This window comes from Sediminicola luteus, assembly GCF_002514735.1.
Taxonomy (GTDB): domain Bacteria; phylum Bacteroidota; class Bacteroidia; order Flavobacteriales; family Flavobacteriaceae; genus HQA918.
In genome coordinates this window covers 216,033-240,695 of sequence record NZ_NBWU01000008.1, presented here as the reverse complement: position 1 = coordinate 240,695, position 24,663 = coordinate 216,033, and the positions used below count along the sequence as shown (strand labels likewise).

Sequence of the window (24,663 nt, the reverse complement as noted above, 5' to 3'; positions counted from 1 at the left end):
TAGATGTCCGTTGCAATGATTACGGATACCCTACCACGCTTTTTTCGTTTGTTTTTGCCGCTCTTCAAAAATTAAGGAAACAATACCCAGTCTACTTTTTTCCCATGGAAGGTCTAAACCTAGGTTCATTTTACAAACATTCCGTAAATTGGTCAACCGGAAAGGAATCTGCCAACTATGCTCCAAAAATTATTCTCTGGTTTCTTCTTGTTTTTATGCCTAATGGCCTTGGGTCAAACGGATAGTATCGTGACCTTGGATAGTATGAAAACCCTGTCTAAAAAAGAGATTCGTAAGGCCAAGAAAAAAAAGAAGAAGATCAAGGTGGTACACCACGATTCCCTCATCTTATTCAACAAACAAGTGCTTGTGGGCGAGGTAAAACAATTGGCACAAGGGGTATTGAGTTTTAAGACCGCCTATAGCGACAGTGATTTTAAGATCAAATGGAAAAAGGTGGCCGAGTTATACAGCGACCGCATCTTTATAATAGAACTCACCAGCGGAAGCCGTTTGAATGCCATCATGTATCCGGGGAAAACCGGAAAAAAATCGGAAGTGGCCATAGGTTTCGGTGAAACCACCTACCCTACCGACCTACATAACATTATCTACCTAGATCCCATTGGCAAGAACTTTCTCAGTAAGATGAGTGCTTCCTTCGATATCGGGCTTACCCTTACCAAAGCCAATAACCTAAAACAATTAACGGCAGATGCCGCCATCGGTTATTTGGGCCAAAAATGGAGCACCAATAGTACCTTTAGCTTGGTAAAAAGTGAACAGGACAATACCGAAAATGTAGACCGTTTAGAATCGAGTACTAGCTTACAACGTTTTTTGCCGGCCGACTGGTTTATGCAGGGAACCCTAGAATTTTTAAAGAACAGTGAACAAAAACTCCGGTTACGTACCACCAGTCGTTTAGGGGTCGGATACTTTTTCACCAAGAACAACCGCCAATATTTTGGGGCCCTGACGGGTATTGCGAACAACCGTGAAGAATATTCCGATGGTATTACCGATAGTAACAGCAGTATGGAATATTTTATTGGGTCGGAATTTAACCACTACGCCATAGAAGACCTCAGTTTATTGACCTCGGCCACCCTTTCGCCCAGTTTAACCGAAAAAGGCCGTCTTCGTCTCGATTTTAAATTCAATATGAAATACGACTTACCCTGGGATTTTTATATCAAGACCGGAATCACCTACAATTACGATAACCAAGCGGCCCAAGGTGCCTCAAAGGGCGATTATGTTATTCAGACCTCCTTCGGTTGGGAACTTTAGCTGCTTCGTGCTACTTTAATTGATTCGGGTCTTAACAAACCATACCCCTTCTAGACTTAGGTTAAGGGTAATCAAATGATAGTTTTCCTTTATTAAACCGTTGTTCACAACCCCCTGTTGACCGTAAGAATACCCAATATTGATCATGCTATTGGAGTTTTGCGAAAAAGGGAGTCCAACACCGATATTCATAGCAAATTTAGGTACACGATCATCTAAAACCGATAAATTTCCGGTATCGTAATTGATGCCGAATCGGTATTTGATCCGGTTCTTGAACTTGAACTGCTCATCCGTTTTACCATACTGCACCCCTAGGCCCAAAAAGGTACGATCTACATAGGTACCAACCCCATCCTTTTGGCCGGTTCTTCCCCAAAAATCCATTTTATAATCGGCATTGATCAACAGTCTCGGATTCCATTGATAACTTAATCCGAAACCCCATTCCATGGGAAGCTCAAAGGCATCCAACTCATTTTCATCGGCTATAGGTTCTTCAGAATTCACAACCACAGTATAGGTTTGGGAACCATTTAATTGAGTGGAAAGGTCAAAACTAGACCCTATTCGAAGTTTATCTGTTAATTGGTATTGCAATCCAAGCCCTAAACCCAGGCCATTATAATAATTCTTCTCATTCAGGTTCAAAACCGTACTACCTGCATAAATGATGTCGGTTTCGTTTTCTTCAATCTTACCAAACAACACCTTGGCCGAGACCCCCAAGCTTAGTCGTCGGGTTACGGTTTGCCCAAAAGAAATATTAAAATCGTTAAGCCCCCCATTACCCGTTATGGTGCTTTCAAAATAATCGGTAGACCCAATAATCTGTGTTTGCACCCCACGCATTACATAACCTACATTGGTATAGGGCAAAATGGAAAAGGCCAAACCACCACCACGACCAATGGGCATGGCAAATGCGATCGATGAAAAATTAAAGGCCAAACGAGGTTCGGAGTCATTGCCTTCAACCAAAGAACCTTGTTGCCATTTAACCCCCATGTCATATAAAAACCGATTGGCCTCCATGCCCGCCAAGGCCGCCGGATTCAACCCGTTGATTTGGCCTTTGGCCGGCATGGCAATTCCGGTATGGCCCATGCTGTTGGTTATGCCTGTATTAAGATCGTTAGATAGGCCTAGTCCGTATAACGAATAAGGCGAATTGGTCAAATGTCCCGATTGGGCCCAACCATTTTGCAGTAGAAATCCGCCTAAAATCAGTAACCAGAATCTATTCATCATAAACACTATAAATCAGCTCAATTTTCAATTTCCTATCGTTTTCTTGGTTTTCATCGTTTAAAATGTATCGGTCCAAGGCACCGTTCAATTGACTCGGAAACAATCCCAGAAACAATTCTTTGTAAACCCGATCATCCAATTTGTAATTGAGAAAAGGTTTAATATCCATTCGATATTCATCTTTGGCGAATTCGGTATCTTCTTTTTCGGTTAAAAAACCATAGACCGGTACCGAGCCATACCCCAAAGTGCCCACTATATCAGACTTTTGGTCTAGGTAATAGGCTTGTATCGAATCGCGTATCGGATGCTGGTCTGGGTCGGCATCGGAAGACATGGGTACCACCAAAGTAGCCGACAAAATGGTGCCTGTTCCCGGAATATCGTATATGCGCTCCAAATAAGGGACATGGATCTTGGTCAAAAGGCCGTTACCTGTTTGCATAAAACTCTGTCCATCGGCCTCAAGACTCGAAAGTGTCTGTTCTTGGCTGCTCAACCCCTCGAACAGACTCCCGGTAAAATCGCTAGGAAAAGCTGTAAATGACTGTGGCGTACCAAAGGTAAAATCGCGAACCCGCTCATCGTCATCGGTTTCTTTATCAATACTATAATACAACCTTACAAAACTCGATTGCTCAAAACCCACCAAGGTATGCCCTGGGCTTTCGGCCTGTATTTTCAGCCCTTTAAAGGCCCGCTGTAATTCTTCATTATCCGTAATATCTTTTTCTTGGATCTGTTCAAATAGCCGAGCTCCAAAAGCATCGTCTAGATTTATAAACAAAGTATCGCCAGATTTAGGTCTGGGTTTGTATACATGATCTGCCAAATCTTGTGAACTGGCCTTAAAAGAAGTGGTGTTATACGGTAATCCATCGTCGTCATTGAATTCGATGTCTTCGAGCACCTCAAACACCTGAAGCCGTTGTTCGGCCAAGGTATCGTTATAAAAGTAACCATCGTAATCAAGAACCAACTGAATGGAATCGTAAGTCGCCTCATTATCTATGGAGAAAGTCTCTAACCTTAATTGCAAAAAAGTCTCGGCCACCGATGTACCGAAAATGGGGTCTTCATAATTACCCACCACAAAGCGCGAGCTGGAGTTTACCGCCATAGAATCGAGGCGTATAGTACTCGATCGCACACTCAGGGTATCTATATAATATACTTTGGTATTACTACTCACCAAGTCTTTTCCGATCTCCAAATCGATCTGGTCGATATCAGTACAGGAAAAAATGCAAAACACTGCCATTATCCCTAATAAAACCCATCTCATAGTTTTCTTTTACAGACGAAACTAAAGGGGCCCTTTTCCAATCGAAAATAACTTCTACCTACACTTAGTTTAGATCTTTCTACCCCCAAAAAACCTCGACGAACCGACTTGGTCGACTGTCGGCAGTGTTCGCAGAGACAATAAGCGGGTTCGCATAATGTATTTGTCACCAGCGGATTACCCTTTTAGTTTCGCCTTAAAAATGCTCAGAAGACTTCTGATTTTTATGACCTTGATTATACATATACCATTTCAGGCACAAACCCAGACCAATACGGTAGCCTTTGAACGATTTTTGTCGGTCGGTGATCAAAACGGTCCTGATTTCACCCAAACCGAACTTAGTGCACAAGCCCATTTTAATCTCGGATTCAGCACTATGTTTTTAGCTACTTCTTTAGGAATTACAGAAAGCTCGAATTTTACTTTTTACCCGGAGATCGGTATCAATGATGATGCCTTAAAAAAAGTATATCATGTGGTAAACAAACCTAGTTTTCGTTTCGATATAAGTAAGAATTGGCATTTTACCACCCAATTCATCTCCCAGTTATCCGCTACCCTGACCCATAACTTGGTTCGCGACGATTTCTTTCTAGGAGGAGGGTTACGTATCGGGTATTCCTGGAGCACTGAAAACGGAACAAAGCCCAGTTCGCTGGTTATTGGCACCCATTACGATATTAGAACAGGAAAACCCGAATGGCTACCTTATTTAGCCTACAGGCATCAGTTATCGAAACAATGGCATGTTTTATTGGGCTACCCGGAAACTGCGATAGATTTCCGAACAGGGCGTTACCACATTCAACTTAAGGCCGAACACCAAGGGAGCTACAGTAATATTAGTGATCCATTTGAAGTGAATGGGCGCTGGGCCGAAAAGATCTTAAGCTCACAGATAAACACAACATTGGGTTTAGGCTATGCTCTGGGCCCCCATTGGTCAGCCCAACTAACCTTAGGATTTGCGGTAGACCCCATATATCAATTGGCCGATCACAGCAACCAAATTGTATTCGATTATAACATAGACCCAAGACCCACCTGGGCCATGGGCCTTAAATACCGATTTAATAAAACAAAAACAACTGCAAAATGAAAAAGATGTATTACGTAAAAGTATGCGTTATACTAGCTGCACTGACCTTAGTGGTGGGGTGCTCTAGCGACGATAGTACCGACCGTGGTAACTGGCAAGAACGTTCTATTTTCGATGGGGTTCCCCGTAGTAATGTGGCCGGATTTACCATAGGTACCAAGGGGTATATGGGTACCGGTTATGACGGAGACGATTACCGTACCGATTTTTGGGAATACGATATGGAGCTCGATTTTTGGGTTCAGAAAGCCGATTTTCCCGGTACACCAAGAAGTGCTGCCATAGGTTTGGCCATTGGTTCCAAGGGCTATTTGGGCACCGGATATGATGGCGATTTTGAACTGTCCGATTTTTGGGAGTACGACCCTAATGGAAACATGTGGGTACAAAAAGCCGATTTTGCCGGAGGCCTCCGTCGTGAAGCCGTTTCTTTCGCCAGTGAACAATACGGTTGGGTAGGTACCGGGTACGATGGAGACAATGACCTTAAGGATTTTTGGCGTTATGATCCGGCATCCGATTCTTGGACCGAGGTCATCGGCTTTGGTGGCGACAAACGTCGTGGTGCCACATCGTTCGTAATCGGGAACAAGGCCTATATGGGTACCGGTGAAAGTAATGGTACGTATAAAGTCGATTTTTGGGAATTTGACTTGAATACCGAAACCTGGACCCGAAAACTAGATTTAGACGAAGAAGACGATTATAACGTAACACGGGCCAATGCCGTAGGGCTAAGTATTGGGGGCTACGGTTATGTTGCCACCGGAAACATCTCTGGGCCCCAAACCTCGATTTGGGAATACAACCCCACCAGCGATACTTGGGAAGAAATCAGTGGCCTAGAAGGCGCCACCCGCGAAGACGCCATTGGGTTCTCTAACGGTAACAAAGGCTATGTGCTGTTGGGCCGTACCGGAAATCTGTATCTAGACGACATACACGAAGTATTTCCTTTTGAAGATTATGATGAAGATGACTAATGTTCAGTTGTTTTTGGGGGGAGGTTTGCTGCTTTTGACCATCTTACTTGTCTTTAGGGGCTTTAACAGACATGAAGAACAAGGGCCTGTCTCCCCCTTTACCCATGAGGTTATTCGAAAAGCATCGGGCTATGGCTATATCATTTACCACAACGATAAGGTGCTAATCAAACAAGAATACATCCCAGTAATTTCGGGTAAGAACAAATTCCCAAATCGAAGCTCGGCAAAAAAGACCGCACAATTGGTCGTTCGTAAACTTGAATTGGGGATCGACCCTAGGGTTAGCTTGGAAGAGTTGTCCCTTCTGGGGGTAAAAGCCCCGAAACGTTAATCTTTTAATAAACCTAAGTTAAGGGAATTATAGAGTCGCATTAAAAAGCAAACCGTAGAATTACTTTTACCGCCAAATGGCTGCCATACCGCTACATACCAATAAAAACAATACCGTATACTATCATTTATTGATCTGGATGATTTTGTGTGCCATTATTCTGATCCGGTTCAATTTTGTACAAAGATCGTTCTCACATATGGTTTGGTATCGCTTTGCTATAGATATTGGTTTGTTCTATATCAATTACGCCTTAATGGTGCCCTATCTGCTGCTGCGGAAAAAAATCTGGGCCTATATTTTGGGGTGCGGGCTTTTGGTACTCTCCAGTATCTATATTTCTCGCCATTTCCCGGGCTTTATGGGCGCCCAATTGCCAGAACATCTAAGAGCTTTTGTACAAAAACCCATTGGTTTAAGAGGTTTTCCTATAATGACCGTTTTGTTACAGATTGGCTTGGGTACGGCCATACGCTTATACCAAGAATGGCATAAAAACGAACTCAAAAGAAAGGATATACAAACCCAAAAAGTCGGTGCCCAATTGCAACTGTTAAGGCATCAGTTAAATCCACATTTTTTGTTCAACTCTTTGAACAGTATCTATTCTTTAACCCGAAAACAGTCTACCCAAGCCCCTGAGGCCGTATTGACCCTATCGGAGTTAATGCGCTATATGCTCTATCAATCGGAAAGGGATTGGGTAAAACTCGACGATGAAATCTCTTATATACAAAGTTATTTTAAGCTTCAGTTGTTACGTATTGCCAATACCGAATATGTGACCATTAATGTGCATGGCGACATCAGCACCCAGCGAATACGGCCTTTACTGCTTATCTCATTTATAGAAAATGCCTTTAAATATGGTACCGATTATATGGGTAATACCTTTATAAAGGTGGTATTTACGGTTGCCGGAGACCAATTGAACTTTTCTTGTTCCAATCTATTGGGCCGCAGTGCACAACATGGGCAAAACCATGGAATAGGACTGAACAATACCCGTGAACGATTAGATTTTCTGTATCCCGACCGTTACCAGTTGGATATTCATCAAGAGGCCGATGCCTTTCATGTTAACCTGCAATTAGACCTATCGGATGAAATGTATTATCATTGACGATGAGCCCTTGGCCGTAGATATCGTGGCTTCGTATATCGATCAAATCGATGCCTTAGAACTGGTGGGTAGTTTTAACAATCCGCTCGAGGCCATTCCCTTGCTCAGTAAAAGTAAAATCGACCTGGCCTTTATAGACATTGAAATGCCCAATCTTAGTGGACTGGAATTGGCCAGAAACTTGGATAATCTGCCTTATTTTGTCTTTACTACGGCTTATCCGCAATATGCGGTGGAAGGCTTCGAGTTAAACGCCGTAGACTATTTATTGAAACCCATTCGTTTCCATCGATTTTTAAAGGCGGTTTCGAGGGTTCGTGAAAAACTGGAATGGGAACGATCAAATCAACCCAAACCACAAGTGGTTCCGACAGAAGAACGCAGCGGGGCCCATAGTTTTGTATTCGTGAAATCGGAATACGAGAACATAAAACTGGAAATAGGGGAAATTTTATACCTCAAGGGGCTTCGCGATTATATACAGATTTACATAAAAGGACAGGATAAGTCGGTTTTGACATTATCCAATTTCAAGGAATTGCTAGAGAAACTACCCAACACCACTTTCCTACGCACCCATAGATCCTATGCCGTAAACATTAACCACATTAATGCGGTTCAGAAAAACAAAATACTCATTGAAGGAGAACGCATACCCATTGGAGAGACGTATAAAGAAATGGTCTATGACACTTTAGGGGTATAGGCCAGCATCTAAAAATTACTGGTAACAGTTAAAAAAATCATGGAAAGTCCATGTGCCACCCATGATGTTCATTAAAATCGGGAAGCCTTCGGGCTTCCTTCGGGTTTTAAGAAGTTTTACGATCGGAACAATTCAAAAACCTTTTTCTTTTCCTCTAGGCTAAACTCCCGTTTTTCGAACCAATCGTGTATTTTGATCTTTTCGGCCTCCATTTGTGCCTGACGTATGGCCTGAATACTAACTTTATGCCAATGGGTGCCCCACTCCCCTTTTACGGGATATCCGACCGATTCCATGATAAAAGATTCCCGAGGTTCGTTAAACAAGCGGGTACCATTTTTAAGCACCGCTAAGGTTTTGGTCAATCTTTCGACCTCGGAAAACGAATAGCGTGCGAAGTCTTCAAAGCCATCACGGCTTACATTATAAACCTTATCACCAACTTGTAATTTTTCCATAGCTCACTTAAAAAGCAAACAAAAATATATGTTGCCGGCATGCGTAGGTACATCGCCATCTAAAATTTGTCAACAATTTCCCACCTCTAAAGTTTCCCGGTTGCCCAAACGGGATATTAGCCCCATTTTTGTCAAACTAAATATAGTATTATGGCATTGGAACGGGAACTGGGGAAACGATCTACAAATCTATGTGAGCTCTGCGGCAGTGCTGAAAACTTAGTGGTTTATCTCGTTCAACCCCAAACAAACGGTGGGTTGGATGAAGCCGTGCATGCTTGCCAAAACTGTATTTCACAAATCGAAGACCCTGAAAAGACCCAAGCCAACCATTGGCGCTGCTTAAACGACAGTATGTGGAGCGAACACAGCGCTGTAAAAGTAGTGGCATGGCGCATGCTCACGCGTTTAAGACATGAAGGATGGCCCCAAGATCTATTGGATATGATCTATTTGGAGGAAGAAGAATTGCAATGGGCCCAAGCCACCGGCGAAGGCGATGATCCGGACGATAAAGTAATTCATAAAGACAGTAATGGGGTAACATTAGCAGCCGGGGACAGTGTGGTTTTGATAAAAGACCTTCCGGTAAAAGGCTCTAGTATGGTGGCCAAACGAGGTACGGCGGTTAGGCGTATCTCACTAGACCATGAGAATGCTGAATATATTGAAGGTAAGGTAGACGGACAACAGATCGTAATCCTGACCAAGTACGTTAAAAAGCTATAAGAGGGTGTCTAAAAAAGAGGCCACATACCGCCATCAAGACTGGGTTAAGAAAATGGCCCGATTGGTCTATGAAGGGTATAGTTATAACGACGCTTTTTTACTCACCATAGATCAGTACGACCCTCAAAAACATGACTCCATTTCCGATTCCGATTGGCAAATTATTTATGGCAAAGCTGCCGATTTAGTGGCCCAGGTCATCGTAAAAAAAGAAAAAGAAGGCAGTCTACACCGGGTAGAAAAAAAACTAAAGGTAAGCGCGTTAAAAAACAAGGAAATGGTCCAGCGTATGGAAGCCACATTGTACAAAAATCCGTATGCCAAACCTTTAAGCCTCTTCGAACGCATGCAAATGTCTTACCGCTCTTATCAATACGAGCATAAAAACCCTACCAAGGTACTGCAGCTTATGGTGCGTAGGTTTAATATTGACCTGACCGACCCCAACGACCGACCCTTAAAGATCCTTAAGAGATTACAAAAAGAAAATCCTTGACCTACTGCATATTACCCGTTCTCTAGAACACATTCCAACACCAAAAGAAACAAGGCTTGTTTACTTTCTGTATCGTCGAGTTTATGGTGAAGTGCATGCCAAGCAAAAGCATGGTTAAAACTAAACTCCTCGGCACTCATATGGCCCGAGTTTTTATATTCGGCCAATAGTGCCGCTTTGTCTAATTGAAAGGGGTCGTCGCCTGCTTTTACTTTCTTTACGATAGCCTGTACGGCTTCGCCATTGGCTTTGGGCCAGCCTTTAATCGATTCCTGCTCCATCTTCCTACATTAAATTCCTTCGATCACAACCCACCATGTAACATGGCGAATTTTCGTACGCAATTTACGATTAACTTTCAAAAATTAAAGAACAGTATCTCATTTCTAAAGCATTAGACCTTTTTTTGAAGGTAAACCTCAATACTAGGCCTTTCATTCTAGTAAATGCATAAACACTCCTGTAAGACTTATGCGCTTGGCATGGAAAAAGGTAATAATCAAGACTAAGCATATTAGTTTTCTAAAGGCATTGTCATCAAAGCCTTTGCAAAGGTCTTTTGATTTCGTTTAATTTGCTGGTATGTCAACCCTCAAAGAGATTGCAAAAGACCTCAACCTTTCGCCAGGTACGGTTTCCCGAATATTAAACGGCAAGGCCAAACAATATCGGATAAGCGACAAGGCCGTGGCCACGGTAATGGCCCATGTAAAAAAGGTGGGCTATGCCCCTAATCTTTTGGCCCAAAGCCTTCAGGCATCCAAGACCTTTACCTTGGGCTTGATGCTACCCGATATTGACAACCCTTTTTTCTCGGCCTTGGCCAAACACATCCAACTATGTGCGGCCGAATCGAACTATTCCATCCTATTTGTGGGATCGCAAGAAAATGCCGAACGGGAAAAGGAACAGGTTATGAAAATGATAGGGCGGAAAGTTGATGGCATTATTGCCGTACCGGTTTCCCAAGACACGAGCCATTTTGACCAAGTTCTAGCGAAGAATATCCCTTTGGTTTTCGTTGACCGTTATTCTTCTAAGGATGCTATTCCCTTTGTCAGTTCAGACAACCGTTTGGGATGTCGTATTGCCGTGGAAGAATTTATAACCAACGGCCATACCCATATCGCTTTGGTTTCGGGCGATAGCACTTCGGAATTGGTACAGGAGCGTATCGCCGGTTATAAGGAGGCCCATATACAGTCACGAATCGATATTGTTGAATCGCTGATTGTGGGCCAAGAATTCAGTATCGAAGCCGGTCGTAAGGCGCTACGGACCCTAATGGCATTCAAAAAGCCACCAACGGCCCTTTTGGCTATGAACAATTTAATAGGTTTGGGTGTTTTGTTGGAAGCCCGGGAATTAGGCGTCGATATCCCAACAAACCTATCTCTAATCGTTTTTGACGACCTCCCCTATTTCTCTCTTTTAGACCCACCGGTTAGCGCGGTTTTCCAAAACGCTGAGGCCATTGGTAAACAAGCTGTACAAAACCTACTTGAAAGTATCGCTGGAGACACCCCTAAAGTAAAGACCCTGATTCCTACCCGGTTAATCCGTCGAAAATCGGTAAAAACCCTTATTAAATAGATTAACGCTTCTAAGTCCGTTGCATATCATTAGAAAAATCATATATTTGCACAAACGTTTGCGCAACAATACTACCCCCATATGGATTTAATGGTTATCGGAAGTGCTAATATAGATTTGGTAGTGAGCCTGCCCAAAATACCCAAGAATGGTGAGACTGTTTTGGGGGGTAATTTTTTAGAGGTATTTGGCGGTAAGGGTGCCAACCAAGCCATGGCCGGCCATAGAGCCGGAGGTGACATAGGTTTTATCTGTAAGTTAGGGAACGACCGTTACGGCAATGATCTGCAATCGTATTTTACCAAAACCGGACTACCACAAGAATTCTTTTTAAAAGATAACCATACCCCTACGGGTATCGCACAAATATTTGTCTCAGAAAAGGGTGACAATGCCATAGGTGTAGCCTCTGGTGCCAATATGACCTTAAGTCCGGCAGATTTAGCCCCTTTTATTCCCATTATCAGTACGGCCAAGGTGTTACTTATGCAACTTGAGATTCCTTTGGAAACCGTTACCTATGCCGCTGAGTTGGCCCTAAAAAACGGCGTTAAGGTTATACTAAATCCGGCACCTGCCAAGGATTTAACTGAAGCACTTTGTAAAAACCTTTGGTTATTGACCCCGAATAAAGTAGAAGCCGAATTTTTAGGTGAGACCCCCATAACCAATCTAACCGAAGCCGAAACCGCAGCCCAAAATATTAGGGCCAAGGGTATAGAAAATGTATTGATAACCTTGGGTGACCAAGGTTGTTTGCTACATACTGAAAATTTAACTAAACACTACCCTACATTTCCAGTTGCGGCAGTAGACACTACTGCCGCCGGGGATGTATTCAATGGGGCCTTGGCACAAGGTATTACCCAAGGCTGGTGTTTGGCAGAGGCCATACCATTCGCCATGGCGGCGGCGGCTTTATCGACTACTAAATTAGGGGCACAGACCTCTATTCCTTCCTTAGGGGAAATAGAACGGTTTTTAGAACAACAGCCCGCCCATTAAACACGTACTATGTCAGTAGCTAACGGTCGTATTCCCTTAATTATCGATACAGATACAAATAACGATATCGACGATCAAATGGCCTTAGCCTATGCCCTTTACAATCCACAGATTTTTGATATTAAAGGCATAACGGTACATGCTACGGATCATGGCGGTAGTATTGACCAACATTATGAAGAAGCATCTCGGATACTTCAACTCAGTGGAGAAGAGGCGGCATCCAATCCCTTGATCAAGGGGGTTGAAGGCCGAATGACCGACTACGAACCATTACCGACTTTCGATAAAATAAACGGTATACAAGCCGTAGAATTCATTATAGCACAGGCCCGCCTACAATCTGTTGAACAACCCTTGGTGGTGGCCGCCATTGGTAAATTGACACATTTGGCATTGGCGTTGGCAAAATGCCCTGATATAGCTTCTTTAGTCCGTGTGGTTTGGTTGGGTTCGAACTATCCCGACCCAGGGGAATACAACCTTATGGCCGATGTTGAAGCTGTAAACGTCGTTTTGCAATCAGGCATACAGTTCGAGATGGTCTTGGGCCGTTTCGATTCTCCCAATGGTGCGGCCCATGTTCAGGCGAAAAGAAAAGATATAGTTTCCCTTTCTGGTCAAGGCTCCCCTATTCAAGTTCCTGTTATCGGTAGGCATGGCGGATTATTTCACTGCCTGGGCGATTATTTGGTAGACCTATTCCAAAACAAAAGTATGGCCATGACATCCGAGCAACTTCCAATTTGTGATTTAGTGGCATTAGCGTTGCTGAAAAATCCGGAATGGGGACAATCCCACACCATTTCTACCCCTTATATTCAGGAAAATAATTGGGTGGTAGCCCCGGATTTGGGCAAAAGCATCAAAATTTGGGAAAACTTCGATGGTCCAGCGATTTTAGCCGATTTCTACCAAAGTTTACAATCCACAACGGTTAATATTTCTCGCCTTTCAAACTAAACAGTACAACAAACACAAATAACTGTAATACTGCTACTTACAACTACACATCATAACCATATTGTAATCAATTCCCCTGTATGAGATTGTAGTGTTGGCATCGTTTCCCATAGCTAATAAAGTCACAGTTTAACAAATGATAATCGTCAGTTTTCAAGCCATGGAAAACCGTACCTTTATAGGGCTAAAACTTTCCATATGAACACCAATTTCAAAGCAAAGGTCAATGGAAACAGAGCGTACGACATTTCGGTGGACCAACTCGACGACTTCGACGTTATACCCACTGGTGCCGGTACCTATCACCTCATAGACCAAGCTAAATCCTATGCCATCGCGGTCGAAAAGGCCGATTTTGACAACAAGACCTACACCCTGGTCATTAACAACCGAAAGTATGAAGTAAGCCTTAAAGACGACCTAGATCGTTTGATCAAGGAGATGGGCTTTTCTTTGGGCGCAGGTAAACAAGTAAATTCGATAAAGGCTCCTATGCCCGGGCTTATTTTGGACATTAATGTTTCCGTAGGCCAAGAAGTAAAGACCGACGATGTGCTCTTGGTCTTAGAGGCCATGAAAATGGAGAACATGATCAGTTCGCCACGTGATGGTATCATTAAATCGATTGAAGTAGCACAAGGTGATGCCATTGAAAAAGGCGCCTTGCTGATCGAATTCGAATAGCCAACCCCTTATATCGTAATCATGAAGAAAATATTAGTAGCCAATAGGGGAGAAATTGCCATTAGGGTAATGCGAACCGCAAAGAAAATGGGTATTAAGACCGTAGCCGTCTACTCGGAAGCCGATAGAAACTCGCCCCACGTCCGATTTGCCGACCAGGCCGTTTGTATAGGTCCGCCCGCATCGAGTGCCTCCTATCTTTTGGGCGATAAAATTATTGAAGTGGCCAAATCGCTCAACGTAGACGGTATACACCCCGGATACGGTTTCTTGAGCGAGAATGCCGAATTTGCCGAAGCGGTCGAGAAGAACCATATCACCTTTATTGGTCCGGGTTCTAAAGCCATACGGGTCATGGGTAGTAAACTAGCAGCCAAAGAAGCGGTTAAGGCCTACGATATTCCTATGGTACCCGGTATAGACGAAGCTATAACCGACGTGGTAAAAGCCAAGGAGATCGCCAACGAAATCGGTTACCCTATCTTAATCAAGGCCTCTGCCGGTGGTGGTGGTAAGGGTATGCGTATCGTAGAAAAACGCGAAGACCTAGAGTCACAGATGAACCGCGCCATAAGCGAGGCCACCTCGGCCTTTGGTGATGGTTCGGTATTCATAGAAAAATACGTAACCTCGCCACGCCATATCGAAATACAGGTAATGGCCGATACCACCGGAAATGTTTTGCATTTCTTTGAGCGGGAGTGTAGTATACAACGTAGGCACCAAAAGGTGGTAGAAGAGGCGCCTTCGGCCATATTGACCCCAGAATTAAGGTCCAAAATGGGCGAGGCGGCCATTAATGTGGCCAAATCTTGTGATTATGTAGGCGCAGGTACCGTAGAGTTTTTGATGGATGCCGACCTCAACTTCTATTTCCTCGAAATGAATACCCGCTTACAGGTAGAGCACCCTGTTAGTGAATGGATTTCTGGAGTAGATTTGGTGGAACTTCAGATTCAGGTCGCCCGGGGCGAAGCACTCGCGTTAAAACAAGAAGATTTAAGTATTACGGGCCATGCCGTAGAATTGCGCGTATATGCCGAAGACCCTTTGAACAACTTCTTGCCCAGCGTGGGTAATTTAACCACCTACCAATTGCCGGAAGGTGAGAACATTCGGGTAGATAACGGATTCGAACAAGGCATGGATGTACCGATTTATTACGACCCCATGCTCTCGAAACTGATCACTTATGGCGATACCCGTGAATCTGCCATACAACGTATGAAGGAAGCCATTGCCGCCTATAAGGTAGAAGGCGTGGCCACTACCCTACCCTTTGGTGCGTTCGTGTGTAACCACGAAGCCTTTACCTCGGGCAATTTCGATACCCACTTCGTAAAGAATTATTATGCCCCCGAGATGTTGGAAGAGGCTACGGATACCGAAGCCGAATTGGCAGCCAAAATGGCCTTGAAGTGTTATCTGGAAGATCAGAAAAAACTTCGTTTACCTAACTAAGAATCCTTAGCACAAAGACAATGGAATCCAAAATAAACGATTTAAAGCAAAAGTTGGCCCAAGCCCATTTGGGTGGGGGCGAAAAGCGTATAGAAAAGCAGCACCAGAAAAAGAAACTGACGGCCCGGGAACGGATCCGTTATTTCTTGGACGAAGGCTCTTTTGAAGAAATAGGTGTATTGGTAACCCACCGTACCAAGGACTTTGGTATGGAAAAAGAAAAATACTATGGCGATGGCGTGGTCACCGGCTACGGTACCGTTAACGGTAGGCTGGTTTATGTCTTCGCCCAAGACTTTACGGTCTTTGGGGGTGCCTTATCGGAAACTCATGCCGAAAAAATCTGTAAAATCATGGATCTGGCCCTAAAGGTAGGGGCACCCGTAATCGGCCTTAACGATTCCGGTGGTGCGCGTATTCAAGAAGGAGTGCGATCCTTAGGGGGCTATGCTGACATTTTTTATCGGAACGTGCAGTCTTCCGGGGTAATTCCGCAATTATCGGCCATAATGGGGCCCTGTGCCGGGGGTGCCGTGTATTCACCGGCCATGACCGATTTTACCTTGATGGTACAAGACAGTAGTTATATGTTCGTTACCGGCCCCAACGTGGTAAAAACGGTAACCAATGAAGAGGTAAGTGCCGAGGCCTTGGGTGGGGCCAGTACCCATTCTACCAAGTCTGGGGTGGCCCATGTTACATCGGCCAACGACATCGAATGCCTCGAAGATGTAAAACGTCTTTTGAGTTACCTGCCGCAGAACAATACAGAGAAAGCCCCATGCCTACCTTATGAAATCGATGATGAGATAAGAGAGAATCTAGCAGACATTGTTCCCGACAACCCCAACAAGCCTTACGATATGCATGCGGTTATCGAAGGAATTATTGATGCCGAATCTTTTTATGAGATACATAAAGACCATGCCGAGAACATTATCGTTGGTTTTGCACGTTTAGGCGGTCGCAGTATTGGGGTAATCGCCAACAATCCCATGTTTTTGGCCGGATGTTTAGATGTGAACAGCTCTAAAAAAGCGGCCCGTTTTACCCGCTTCTGCGATTGTTTCAATATTCCGCTTCTGGTACTGGAAGACGTACCCGGGTTCTTGCCTGGTACCGATCAAGAATGGAACGGTATTATCGTGCACGGTGCCAAACTATTGTATGCGCTAAGTGAAGCTACGGTGCCGCGGGTAACGGTTATTACCAGAAAAGCCTATGGGGGTGCTTACGATGTAATGAACTCTAAACACATTGGGGCCGATATGAACTTTGCCTGGCCTTCGGCCGAAATTGCGGTAATGGGTGCCAAAGGGGCTGCCGAGATTATTTTTAAACGTGAGATCAAGGCCGCTGATGATCCCGAGGCCAAATGGAAAGAAAAAGAAGCCGAATATGCCGAGCTTTTCGCCAATCCGTATTCGGCTGCCGAAAGAGGCTTTATCGACGAGGTAATCTTACCTAGAAATACGAGACGTAAGTTGATCAAAGCTTTCGCCATGTTAGAAAACAAAGAGGTAGATAGGCCTAAGCGTAAACACGGAAACATTCCGTTATAAGCCAACCGAAATCACCAATGAAAGAGCCCTTTTCCTGTTAGGAATAAGGGCTTTTTTATTAATAAGCTTTTTTGCCTCCCCTCTCCCCAAGGGAGAGGGGCCGGGGGTGAGGGCCTATACCACCTTAGCCTTAGGGTAAGGTGGTGGACTACCTAGTAAATTTGGTATAATCTTTTATACGATATTTCTATTCTTGTCCATTCTTAGCTTTAGCTTCGCTTCCCATTTGACTTCTTTCCCGCCAATCTTTTTATAGCGCCACATTTGGCCGTACTTTTGCCTAATGCAAAAACACGAACCAAAAACTGTAGCACCCTCATCGGAAAAGCCCTCTTTTGAGTTTATTGCCTTAATGGCCGCCTTAATGTCTATCGTGGCCTTAAGTATAGACACCCTGCTACCTGCCTTAGCGGCCATTGGCACCAGTGTTGGTAGCCACGATGCCACGGAAAACCAGATGTTGGTAACCATGATCTTTCTAGGTCTTGGTGTTGGTCAACTCTTTTTTGGCCCGCTCTCCGATTCCGTGGGCCGTAAACCGGTGGTGTATTTGGGTATCCTGATTTTTGCCATAGGAAGTTTTATTTGTTTGGCTTCGGGTAGTTTAGAACTCATGGTATTCGGGCGCATTGTGCAAGGGATAGGTCTTTCTTCTTCACGCACCATAACCATCTCCATCATTCGCGATTTATACAAAGGCGACATAATGGCCAAGGTCATGTCTTTTGTAACCGCATTTTTTATCTTGGTTCCGATTGTGGCCCCCGCCTTTGGCAAACTAATTCTGGAATTCGCCGATTGGCGCGCCATTTTTTATGTACAGCTTGTTTTAACAGCCATTGTAGGGTTATGGTTTTGGCGTAGACAGGCCGAGACACTACATCCGGAATACAAAATTCCGTTTACCAGCCATTTATTTTTCGATGGTTTTAAGGAGTTGCTTCGGTATAGGGAGACTGTTGTTTTTACGCTAGTTTCCGGATTGGTCACAGGCTCTTTTTTGGTATACCTCAGTGCCTCGCAACACATTTTTGAAGATCATTATGGTTTAAAGGAAGTATTTCCATACATATTTGCGGGTCTGGCCGTTTCCATTGGTCTTTCCACCCTTTTGAACGGTACCTTGGTCATGCGTTTTGGCATGCGTAACCTTTCCTATTCCGCCTTGATCGGATTCTGCGCCGTGGCCCTGTTATATGTATTACTATTCTTTGGAAAGGAAAGTAACCCCAGTGTTTGGGTCTTGGTCGTTTTCTTATCGCTTCAATTTTTTTGTTTAGGCTTTATGTGGGGTAATTTTAGATCCATAGCCATGGAACCCATAGGACATATAGCGGGCATTGGGGCAGCCATAAATGGATTCTTTTCCACGGTGGTGGCCATTCCCATTGCCACCCTGATCGGTAGTTTTGTAGAAGATACGGTGCTCCCCCTCTTTTTAGGATTGGCGGTATGCGGACTCGTTTCACTGGCCCTGTTCAGCTGGGTACGCAGCAATCGTTAAACTGAATAATGCGAATTAAAGGTTAATGTAATCTATTGAAAACCAGATGAAATTTCTCAGTGTAACTCTGGGTATCCTCGGCTTGCCTCTGTGTAACTTGAGCCTTATGTGTTGTTGCACAGAGTTTCACGGAGTAGCACAGAGGACCACAGAGAGTTCAACTCTTGATTCACGTGAATAACCAAAAAAACAAAGGGCGTCTAAATTAATAGACGCCCTTTGCTTGCTAGTTCAAAACTTTTATCGAATCAAAAAGAGGAAGATAAAAGGAAATATTAGCCCTAAAAGGGCCAGGGGTAAGCCCCTTCTCTTAAAATTATACTTTCCTTTGGCTATGAACATGCCCGTTATGGCGATTACCAACATGGCCACCCCAAAGATATCGGAGAACCAAATCCACCAAGTATTGGTACTTTTATGTAAAATGGTCATTTGACCCAATACGGGAATGGTACGAACATACTCTATTTCCCCTTCTCCAGTGGCCACATTAATAGTAGCGTAGGCATCTTCAAAATAGAGGCGAACGGCTTCTCCCCTATCCCTAAAATCGCGATAAGGTTCTTCGGTAATCGTAGCTCCCAAGGTTTTCATATACTCTGGTGTCCATAGGCTTTTATCAGACTCTAGGTCTACTTTTATTTTCTCGGTATTCACCGTGTATTCTTGTGGATCTATAGATCGCCTATGGTTTAAAACGATTCCTGAAAAGGAAAAGGCCAATATTAGACCAAGAAAAAAATAAGCGATATCCCTATGTAAGGTACGATACCAATAATGTGCGTTCTTTTTTGCCATTTTACATTGATTTTAGGCCGCAAATATGTTGAAAGTTTTTCAAGCTTGAAAATGGGACCTTACCCTTTTATTCAATGATATGAAGGCTTACCTCAATATCGAATTTATCTTTGATGGCCCTATCGCCCAAGTTTTCGAAAAACGAGCCCGATCCGTAGGTAACGCCAAATTGGGTACGATCAATGCTTAAGGTACCTTTCAAGATATTTTCATTCATCTGAGCCTCGAACGAAGCTTCTTTCTGAACCCCTTTTATAGTAAGGTTCCCGTTAATCTGGTAGGTGTTTCCGCTATGGGTACTATTGGTAATCTGAAAGGTAGCCGTGGGATGGGTTTCACTATCAAAAAAATCTGCATCCATAAGGTGCTGGGCCAAATCGGATTTATCGTCTTCATCCGATTCTTCTTCCTCTTCTTCCGCCTCTCCGAAATCCATTAACTCGGTAACCTTTACCGATTGCATATCCACAACGAATTTCCCGCCCGTAATGGCGCCTTTATCAAAAACCAATGAACCGCTTTTTAACCCGATAGTACCGGTATGGTTGCCCATAATCTTATAACCTTTCCAATACAAGGTACTATGTTCGGTATCTACCGACTTTAGGCCGTTAAAATTAACTTCAACCTGTGAATCTTCATTAGGCGCTTCACTGGTTTTGGGTTGCTCTTTACAAGAGGCCATCAACAACATAGACAATACAAAGCCGTACAGAACTAATTTCATAAGAATGATTTTTTAAAAGATGATATAAGTGGAGTTGCCTATGTTCTTTGGGAACAACGCCACATAACTAGTTTGGAAAGGATTCCATTGGTAAAAGGAATCCTCTCAACATTAAAAATTTGTTTAAAATCGTTTTTGACCGGAAAACTCCATGGCTTCCCCTTTACCGAAGCCAAAACTGACCCCGAAGGTTACGAAACGCCCTCTTTGTCGTGAATTTTCGAGGTAAAAGGTAGGCTGACTGGTCGTAGATTCGAATTTTCGGGAAGCGAAGACATCACGTATACTCAAATTTAAGATGGCCTTGCCTTTTAGTATCTTCTTGCGTACACCCATGTCCATAAAGTATTGGGGCTCGCGCACTTCTTGCAGCTCTCGATAACCTGAGCGATAGTTACCCGTTGCCTCTACATCGATATCTGCCGGAAGCTTGAACTTGGCTATAAATCGCCCCCCACCCCTATTTCCGGTAAAATCGAAAACCTGGCCTTCATATTCCCCATCGCGCTCAAAATAACCATAATTGGCATCCATGGATAGGGTCATCCATCTAATGGCACTGTATTTGGCGTTCATTTCGAGTCCGTAGGTTTTGGCGGTTCCTACATTTTCGGGGGTACTTACGGTTCGTGTAACCGTTTCGCCCTCAATTACTATCTCTTCGGTAGTAACCACATCTTCAATAATATCGGTGGTATAACGATGGAAGGCCGCTAGGTTCATCGATACATCGCCCAATTTAAAAATACTGGTCACCTCGTAAGAATCGGTATACTCGGGTAACAAATTCGGATTACCCCTTCTAATGTTCAAGATATCGCGTTGCACAAAAAATGGGTTCAAAATCCATAAGTGAGGCCTAGAAATCCGTCTGGAATACCCCGCTTGAAGCGACAGCTCTTCACTGAATTTATAGGAAGTATGGGCACTCGGGAAGAAATCAGTGTAATCTTGCACGTTCCTGACATCATCGGTTTCCAAATAGGTCTCTAAATTGGTATTCTCCATGCGAAGTCCCAATTTAATGCCCCAAGGATCCTTTTCGAATCCTACCGTACCATAGACACCCAGTACCCCTTGATCGTAATTGAACACATTGGTCTGGTTGGAATCGGTAACCCAATTTCCGTCAGTATTAGTCAAAACCTCATAATCGTTAGATACATCGTTTATGGCGTATTGGGCCCCGGTTTCAATGGTATAAGTTTCAGAAAGTGGTCGGGTATAATCGAGTTTAAATGTGTACTCATTCTCACCAAAATCAGTCAGGTTACGTTCCAAGGCCTGTCTATCGCCCGTTGTGGTAAAATTGGTTTCTGAATCTTTTACAAAAGACGAACCCATGGCCGAGAACAAAAGGTCGTGATCTTCATGATCGGTAAAATCACTTTTGTACTGCAGCTCGTACTGCCATTTGGGGTTGGTAGCCTCGGTATCCTCTACCCGGGTCCAACGGTTTCCGGCCTGGTTACTGGCATCGTACTCGGTGTAATTGTTATTCCCGATCTCATCTTCCTGTTCCAAGGCATAATTTCCCGAAAGGGTAATCACATTATTTTCATTCAGAAAGAAATCGGCCCCGAGGATGAAGTTGTAGAATTTTTCATTTTTTGTATGATCCCCAATATTCTCAACGCTAACCCCATTTTCCAAATTCCGGTTCAACGATCTATTGTCTGAAGGAAAACTACGTCTACCGATACCGATCTGGCTAAAAAGATTCAGTTTTTCGGATCTTCGGTTCAAACTTAGTCCTAAACTATGGTTATCGGGAATACCCGTATTCAGGGTAACCGAGCCGTTAAGCCCCTGTTTCTCGTCCTTTTTCAATACGATATTCAGAATACCTGAAGTACCGGCCGCCTCATATTTGGCCGAAGGGTTGGTAATCACCTCGATTTTTTCGATCATATCGGCTGTTATGGTACCTAGGGCATTGGTACCATCGCCACTGGTCAATACCGAAGGTTTACCGTTGATAAGCATTTGAACGCCCTGGCTACCCCGCAAACTAACGGCCCCTTCTATATCTACGGTAACCGAGGGAATATTGTTCAATACCTCCAAGGCACTGGCACCGGCACTACTTAAATCCTTACCTACATTGAATACCCTTTTATCTAACTTGAACTCGGTAGTCGATTTTTCTCCGGTAACCGTTACTTCCGACAGGTTTTGCACATCTTGTTCTAAGGTAATGGAACCCAGATCAATCCGTTTTTTGGTCTTATCGAATTGATCAATAGTGGTTTTTATGTACCCAATAAAACTGATCTCCATAAAAAAATCAGTAGCATCGGTGGTCATTTTAAATCTCCCGTCCAAATCGGTAGTTAGCCCGGTTATGGGCTTTTTGGTTTCGGGATCGGCCAATAATACCGTAGCGAACTCTATGGGTTGCCCGGTCGTTTTATCTACGACCAAACCACGTAACTCCAATTCTTGACCATGGGCAAATATGCCCAGTAAAAACAAACAAGTTAGATATAAAATCTTTTTCATATGTAAACAAATCACGTTGGCACAAAGGTGGGCCAATAGATGTTTTCGTAAAAATATTACAATTCCAACACCCTAAAACACCACCTGAACGACATGGGGAGGTTTAGCCCTTGTAAAATGACGTTCGGATACGAAAACGGGTCGTTTCCGAAGAAAATGAACCCTTTAGCCCTCGATTTTGGTAGTTTTGCCCTATGATCAACCGAATTAAAAAACACTATCGGAGTGAATTCTTGTTCCAGGGTATACTTATTATATTACTCTGGCTCATTGAAGTGGTCTCGAACGATGAGTCCAATGACAAATGGCATAACGAATTCGACCATGGTGGCATTTGGTTTTTCCTTTCTTATGTATTGGCGGCACTTTTTATAAACTATGTCTTGCTACCCAGGTTATTATATGCCAAAAAATATTTAGGGTTCGCCTTGAGTTTAACGGCCGTTCTCGCCTTGGTAATAGTTAATGAAGAACTGATACTGGAAAAAATCTATTTCCCGGATACCCGGGGTAAGTGGTTCCGAGGTATTGGTTATACCTTTTTAGAGGTAATACCGGTAATTGCCATTTTGGTAGGTTTTAAATTCGCTTGGGATGCCAATAAAAAACAACGAGAGGTAGAGAACCTGACCCATTTGGTACAAAGTAGCGAACTGGAATTCCTTAAAAGTCAGATCAATCCGCACTTTCTCTTCAACAATCTAAACAACCTATATTCTTATGCCATAAGCGGCTCTACCGAAACACCGGACATTATTTTAAAATTATCCAATGTCTTGCGTTATATGCTGTATGATTGCCGCGAAGATTTTGTACCCTTGGAAAAGGAAATCGATCATTTACGCAGTTTTACCAGTCTCAGTGCCCTACAGATCGGTAATCGTGGTGAGGTAAACTTTACCAGTGATAAGGCAGGCACCTTACGTATTGCACCTTTAATACTCAGTGTTTTTATTGAAAACGCCTTTAAACACAGTACCTCCAGTCAGTCTGGAAACATCAAGATAGATATTGATCTAGGCATTGATCCAAAAGGCATGCTCTTATTCAGCTGTGTGAACAATTACCAGCAGAATTCCAATACTCAAAACCTAAGCAAGGGTATTGGCCTTACCAATGTACAAAAGCGCTTACAGCTGCTTTATCCAAATTCACATGAATTGGATATATCAGAAGACGGCACTATCTTTTCGGTACGCTTAAAGTTGCAACTTAAATAAGTACGACATGATCAGGTGTATCGTAATCGAAGATCAGCCCCCGGCCCAACGCATTCTGGAAACCTATATTTCAGATACACCGAATTTAAATCGTGTGGGAACATTTCACGACCCCTTAGAGGCACTAGGTTTTTTAAAAACAGAGGTAATAGATTTGATTTTTTTGGACATCCACCTACCCAAGATTTCCGGACTCGATTTTTTAACGATCTTGCCTTATAAACCCGCCATTATCTTAACTACGGCTTTCCCAGACTATGCATTGGAAAGTTATGAGCTTGATGTGGTAGATTATCTATTGAAACCCTTTCCCTTTCAACGGTATTTAAAGGCTGTATCCAAGGCTTCACAGCTTCTTGAAAATTCAAAAAGCCAAGCCCCTTCGGAAGCGCCTTCCGTAAAAACGGATTCTTTCCTTTTACGGTCAGGGCACGACCTTATCCGAATCGATCTAGGGCAATTGGTTTATATTAAAGCCGGATCCGATTATTGCGAACTCCATACTATCGAAAAGAAATATTTGAGTCAAGAGCCTTTAAAAACCTGGAACGTAAAATTAGATGCCAAGGGTTTTTGCCAATGTCATAAATCGTATTTGGTGGGCTTGGTGCATATTCGAAAGATATCGGGCAACCAACTCTACCTAAACGATGGCACCCTACTTCCTATAGGCAGGGCCTATAAAGACAAACTCTTAAAAGGGTTTATTAAATAAAATAGGCGTTTTCGATTAGATACCTAGCGAGCTTAATCCCGAATTTTAAACAAAAAAATTCAACAGGCGTTCCCTAACATCATATTCTTAATGTTTTCATAAATAAACAGACAGGTTTGTTCGTTTTAAAAAAATAACTAACTTTGTCGTATAAAATCAATCGAGCTAA

Annotated in this window: 24 protein-coding genes; 17 read left to right on the top strand and 7 right to left on the bottom strand. The window is 43.4% G+C overall.

Translation table 11 applies throughout. The annotated features are described in order from the left end of the window. The first annotated feature begins 177 nt into the window (after positions 1-177). Entirely contained in the window at positions 178-1,293 is a 1,116-nt protein-coding gene (locus B7P33_RS18580; RefSeq protein WP_097443739.1) for a DUF481 domain-containing protein, read from the top strand. Between the two features lie 15 nt (positions 1,294-1,308). Here the strand turns inward: B7P33_RS18580 and B7P33_RS18575 are convergent, their stop codons facing one another. Both B7P33_RS18575 and B7P33_RS18570 read right to left on the bottom strand, forming a co-directional pair. Then, positions 1,309-2,544, bottom strand: a complete 1,236-nt coding sequence (locus tag B7P33_RS18575; RefSeq protein ID WP_141402516.1) for a hypothetical protein — start codon at positions 2,542-2,544, stop codon at positions 1,309-1,311. Then, positions 2,534-3,829 (bottom strand): DUF4270 family protein, encoded by a 1,296-nt coding sequence (locus tag B7P33_RS18570; protein ID WP_097443737.1) that lies wholly within the window; start codon positions 3,827-3,829, stop codon positions 2,534-2,536. The genes B7P33_RS18575 and B7P33_RS18570 overlap by 11 nt, the downstream gene beginning before the upstream one ends. Positions 3,830-4,031: 202 nt before the next feature. Here B7P33_RS18570 and B7P33_RS18565 point away from each other — a divergent pair, with 202 nt between their 5' ends. From B7P33_RS18565 to B7P33_RS18545, 5 genes are all read left to right on the top strand, one after another. Beyond that, positions 4,032-4,931, top strand: a complete 900-nt coding sequence (locus B7P33_RS18565) for a hypothetical protein (RefSeq protein ID WP_141402515.1) — start codon at positions 4,032-4,034, stop codon at positions 4,929-4,931. After that, positions 4,928-5,914, top strand: coding sequence for a Kelch repeat-containing protein (locus tag B7P33_RS18560; protein ID WP_097443735.1), 987 nt, complete (start codon positions 4,928-4,930; stop codon positions 5,912-5,914). Before B7P33_RS18565 ends, B7P33_RS18560 begins: the two co-directional genes overlap by 4 nt. After that, positions 5,898-6,248, top strand: coding sequence for a DUF4907 domain-containing protein (locus tag B7P33_RS18555; protein WP_097443734.1), 351 nt, complete (start codon positions 5,898-5,900; stop codon positions 6,246-6,248). Before B7P33_RS18560 ends, B7P33_RS18555 begins: the two co-directional genes overlap by 17 nt. Positions 6,249-6,324: 76 nt before the next feature. Next, positions 6,325-7,371, top strand: a complete 1,047-nt coding sequence (locus B7P33_RS18550) for a sensor histidine kinase (protein ID WP_097443733.1) — start codon at positions 6,325-6,327, stop codon at positions 7,369-7,371. Then, positions 7,352-8,077: a LytR/AlgR family response regulator transcription factor gene (locus B7P33_RS18545; protein ID WP_097443732.1), complete on the top strand. Its 726-nt coding sequence runs from the start codon at positions 7,352-7,354 to the stop codon at positions 8,075-8,077. The genes B7P33_RS18550 and B7P33_RS18545 overlap by 20 nt, the downstream gene beginning before the upstream one ends. 116 nt (positions 8,078-8,193) lie before the next feature. On the opposite strand, the gene B7P33_RS18540 is transcribed toward B7P33_RS18545, so the two are convergent. Further along, the gene (locus B7P33_RS18540; protein ID WP_097443731.1) at positions 8,194-8,535 is read right to left on the bottom strand and encodes a pyruvate kinase; all 342 of its coding nucleotides are present in this window, start codon (positions 8,533-8,535) and stop codon (positions 8,194-8,196) included. Positions 8,536-8,685: 150 nt separating this feature from the next. On the opposite strand from B7P33_RS18540, the gene B7P33_RS18535 reads away from it, so the two are divergent. Then, positions 8,686-9,264, top strand: a complete 579-nt coding sequence (locus tag B7P33_RS18535; protein WP_097443730.1) for a PhnA domain-containing protein — start codon at positions 8,686-8,688, stop codon at positions 9,262-9,264. 4 nt (positions 9,265-9,268) lie between these two features. Further along, positions 9,269-9,760, top strand: a complete 492-nt coding sequence (locus B7P33_RS18530; protein ID WP_097443729.1) for a hypothetical protein — start codon at positions 9,269-9,271, stop codon at positions 9,758-9,760. Positions 9,761-9,771: 11 nt separating this feature from the next. Here the strand turns inward: B7P33_RS18530 and B7P33_RS18525 are convergent, their stop codons facing one another. Further along, complete coding sequence (locus tag B7P33_RS18525) at positions 9,772-10,041, bottom strand: hypothetical protein (RefSeq protein ID WP_097443728.1); 270 nt, start codon at positions 10,039-10,041, stop codon at positions 9,772-9,774. 301 nt (positions 10,042-10,342) lie between these two features. Here B7P33_RS18525 and B7P33_RS18520 point away from each other — a divergent pair, with 301 nt between their 5' ends. From B7P33_RS18520 to B7P33_RS18490, 7 genes are all read left to right on the top strand, one after another. Continuing rightward, a complete protein-coding gene (locus tag B7P33_RS18520) occupies positions 10,343-11,353 on the top strand; it encodes a LacI family DNA-binding transcriptional regulator (RefSeq protein WP_097443727.1) in 1,011 nt (336 codons plus the stop codon). Positions 11,354-11,434: 81 nt separating this feature from the next. Further along, positions 11,435-12,358 (top strand): ribokinase, encoded by a 924-nt coding sequence (rbsK, locus tag B7P33_RS18515; RefSeq protein WP_097443726.1) that lies wholly within the window; start codon positions 11,435-11,437, stop codon positions 12,356-12,358. A gap of 9 nt (positions 12,359-12,367) precedes the next feature. Beyond that, positions 12,368-13,321 (top strand): nucleoside hydrolase, encoded by a 954-nt coding sequence (locus B7P33_RS18510; RefSeq protein ID WP_097443725.1) that lies wholly within the window; start codon positions 12,368-12,370, stop codon positions 13,319-13,321. Between the two features lie 198 nt (positions 13,322-13,519). Next, positions 13,520-14,005, top strand: a complete 486-nt coding sequence (locus B7P33_RS18505) for an acyl-CoA carboxylase biotin carboxyl carrier protein subunit (RefSeq protein WP_097443724.1) — start codon at positions 13,520-13,522, stop codon at positions 14,003-14,005. 21 nt (positions 14,006-14,026) lie between these two features. Then, a complete protein-coding gene (locus B7P33_RS18500) occupies positions 14,027-15,466 on the top strand; it encodes an acetyl-CoA carboxylase biotin carboxylase subunit (protein ID WP_097443723.1) in 1,440 nt (479 codons plus the stop codon). Between the two features lie 20 nt (positions 15,467-15,486). Then, positions 15,487-17,028 carry an acyl-CoA carboxylase subunit beta gene (locus B7P33_RS18495; protein ID WP_097443722.1) on the top strand — a complete coding sequence of 514 codons (1,542 nt, stop codon included), beginning with the start codon at positions 15,487-15,489 and terminating at the stop codon, positions 17,026-17,028. Positions 17,029-17,311: 283 nt separating this feature from the next. After that, on the top strand, positions 17,312-18,532 hold the full coding sequence (locus B7P33_RS18490; protein WP_097443721.1) for a multidrug effflux MFS transporter: 1,221 nt from the start codon (positions 17,312-17,314) through the stop codon (positions 18,530-18,532). A gap of 240 nt (positions 18,533-18,772) precedes the next feature. Here the strand turns inward: B7P33_RS18490 and B7P33_RS18485 are convergent, their stop codons facing one another. The 3 genes from B7P33_RS18485 to B7P33_RS18475 form a co-directional block, all read right to left on the bottom strand. Then, complete coding sequence (locus B7P33_RS18485) at positions 18,773-19,330, bottom strand: PepSY-associated TM helix domain-containing protein (RefSeq protein ID WP_097443720.1); 558 nt, start codon at positions 19,328-19,330, stop codon at positions 18,773-18,775. Between the two features lie 67 nt (positions 19,331-19,397). Beyond that, positions 19,398-20,057: a YceI family protein gene (locus B7P33_RS18480; protein ID WP_097443719.1), complete on the bottom strand. Its 660-nt coding sequence runs from the start codon at positions 20,055-20,057 to the stop codon at positions 19,398-19,400. A 123-nt stretch (positions 20,058-20,180) separates the two neighbouring features. Then, complete coding sequence (locus tag B7P33_RS18475; RefSeq protein WP_097443718.1) at positions 20,181-22,559, bottom strand: TonB-dependent receptor; 2,379 nt, start codon at positions 22,557-22,559, stop codon at positions 20,181-20,183. Positions 22,560-22,753: 194 nt separating this feature from the next. On the opposite strand from B7P33_RS18475, the gene B7P33_RS18470 reads away from it, so the two are divergent. After that, on the top strand, positions 22,754-23,779 hold the full coding sequence (locus tag B7P33_RS18470) for a sensor histidine kinase (protein ID WP_097443717.1): 1,026 nt from the start codon (positions 22,754-22,756) through the stop codon (positions 23,777-23,779). A gap of 7 nt (positions 23,780-23,786) precedes the next feature. Next, a complete protein-coding gene (locus B7P33_RS18465) occupies positions 23,787-24,494 on the top strand; it encodes a LytR/AlgR family response regulator transcription factor (protein WP_097443716.1) in 708 nt (235 codons plus the stop codon). Positions 24,495-24,663 lie beyond the last annotated feature (169 nt).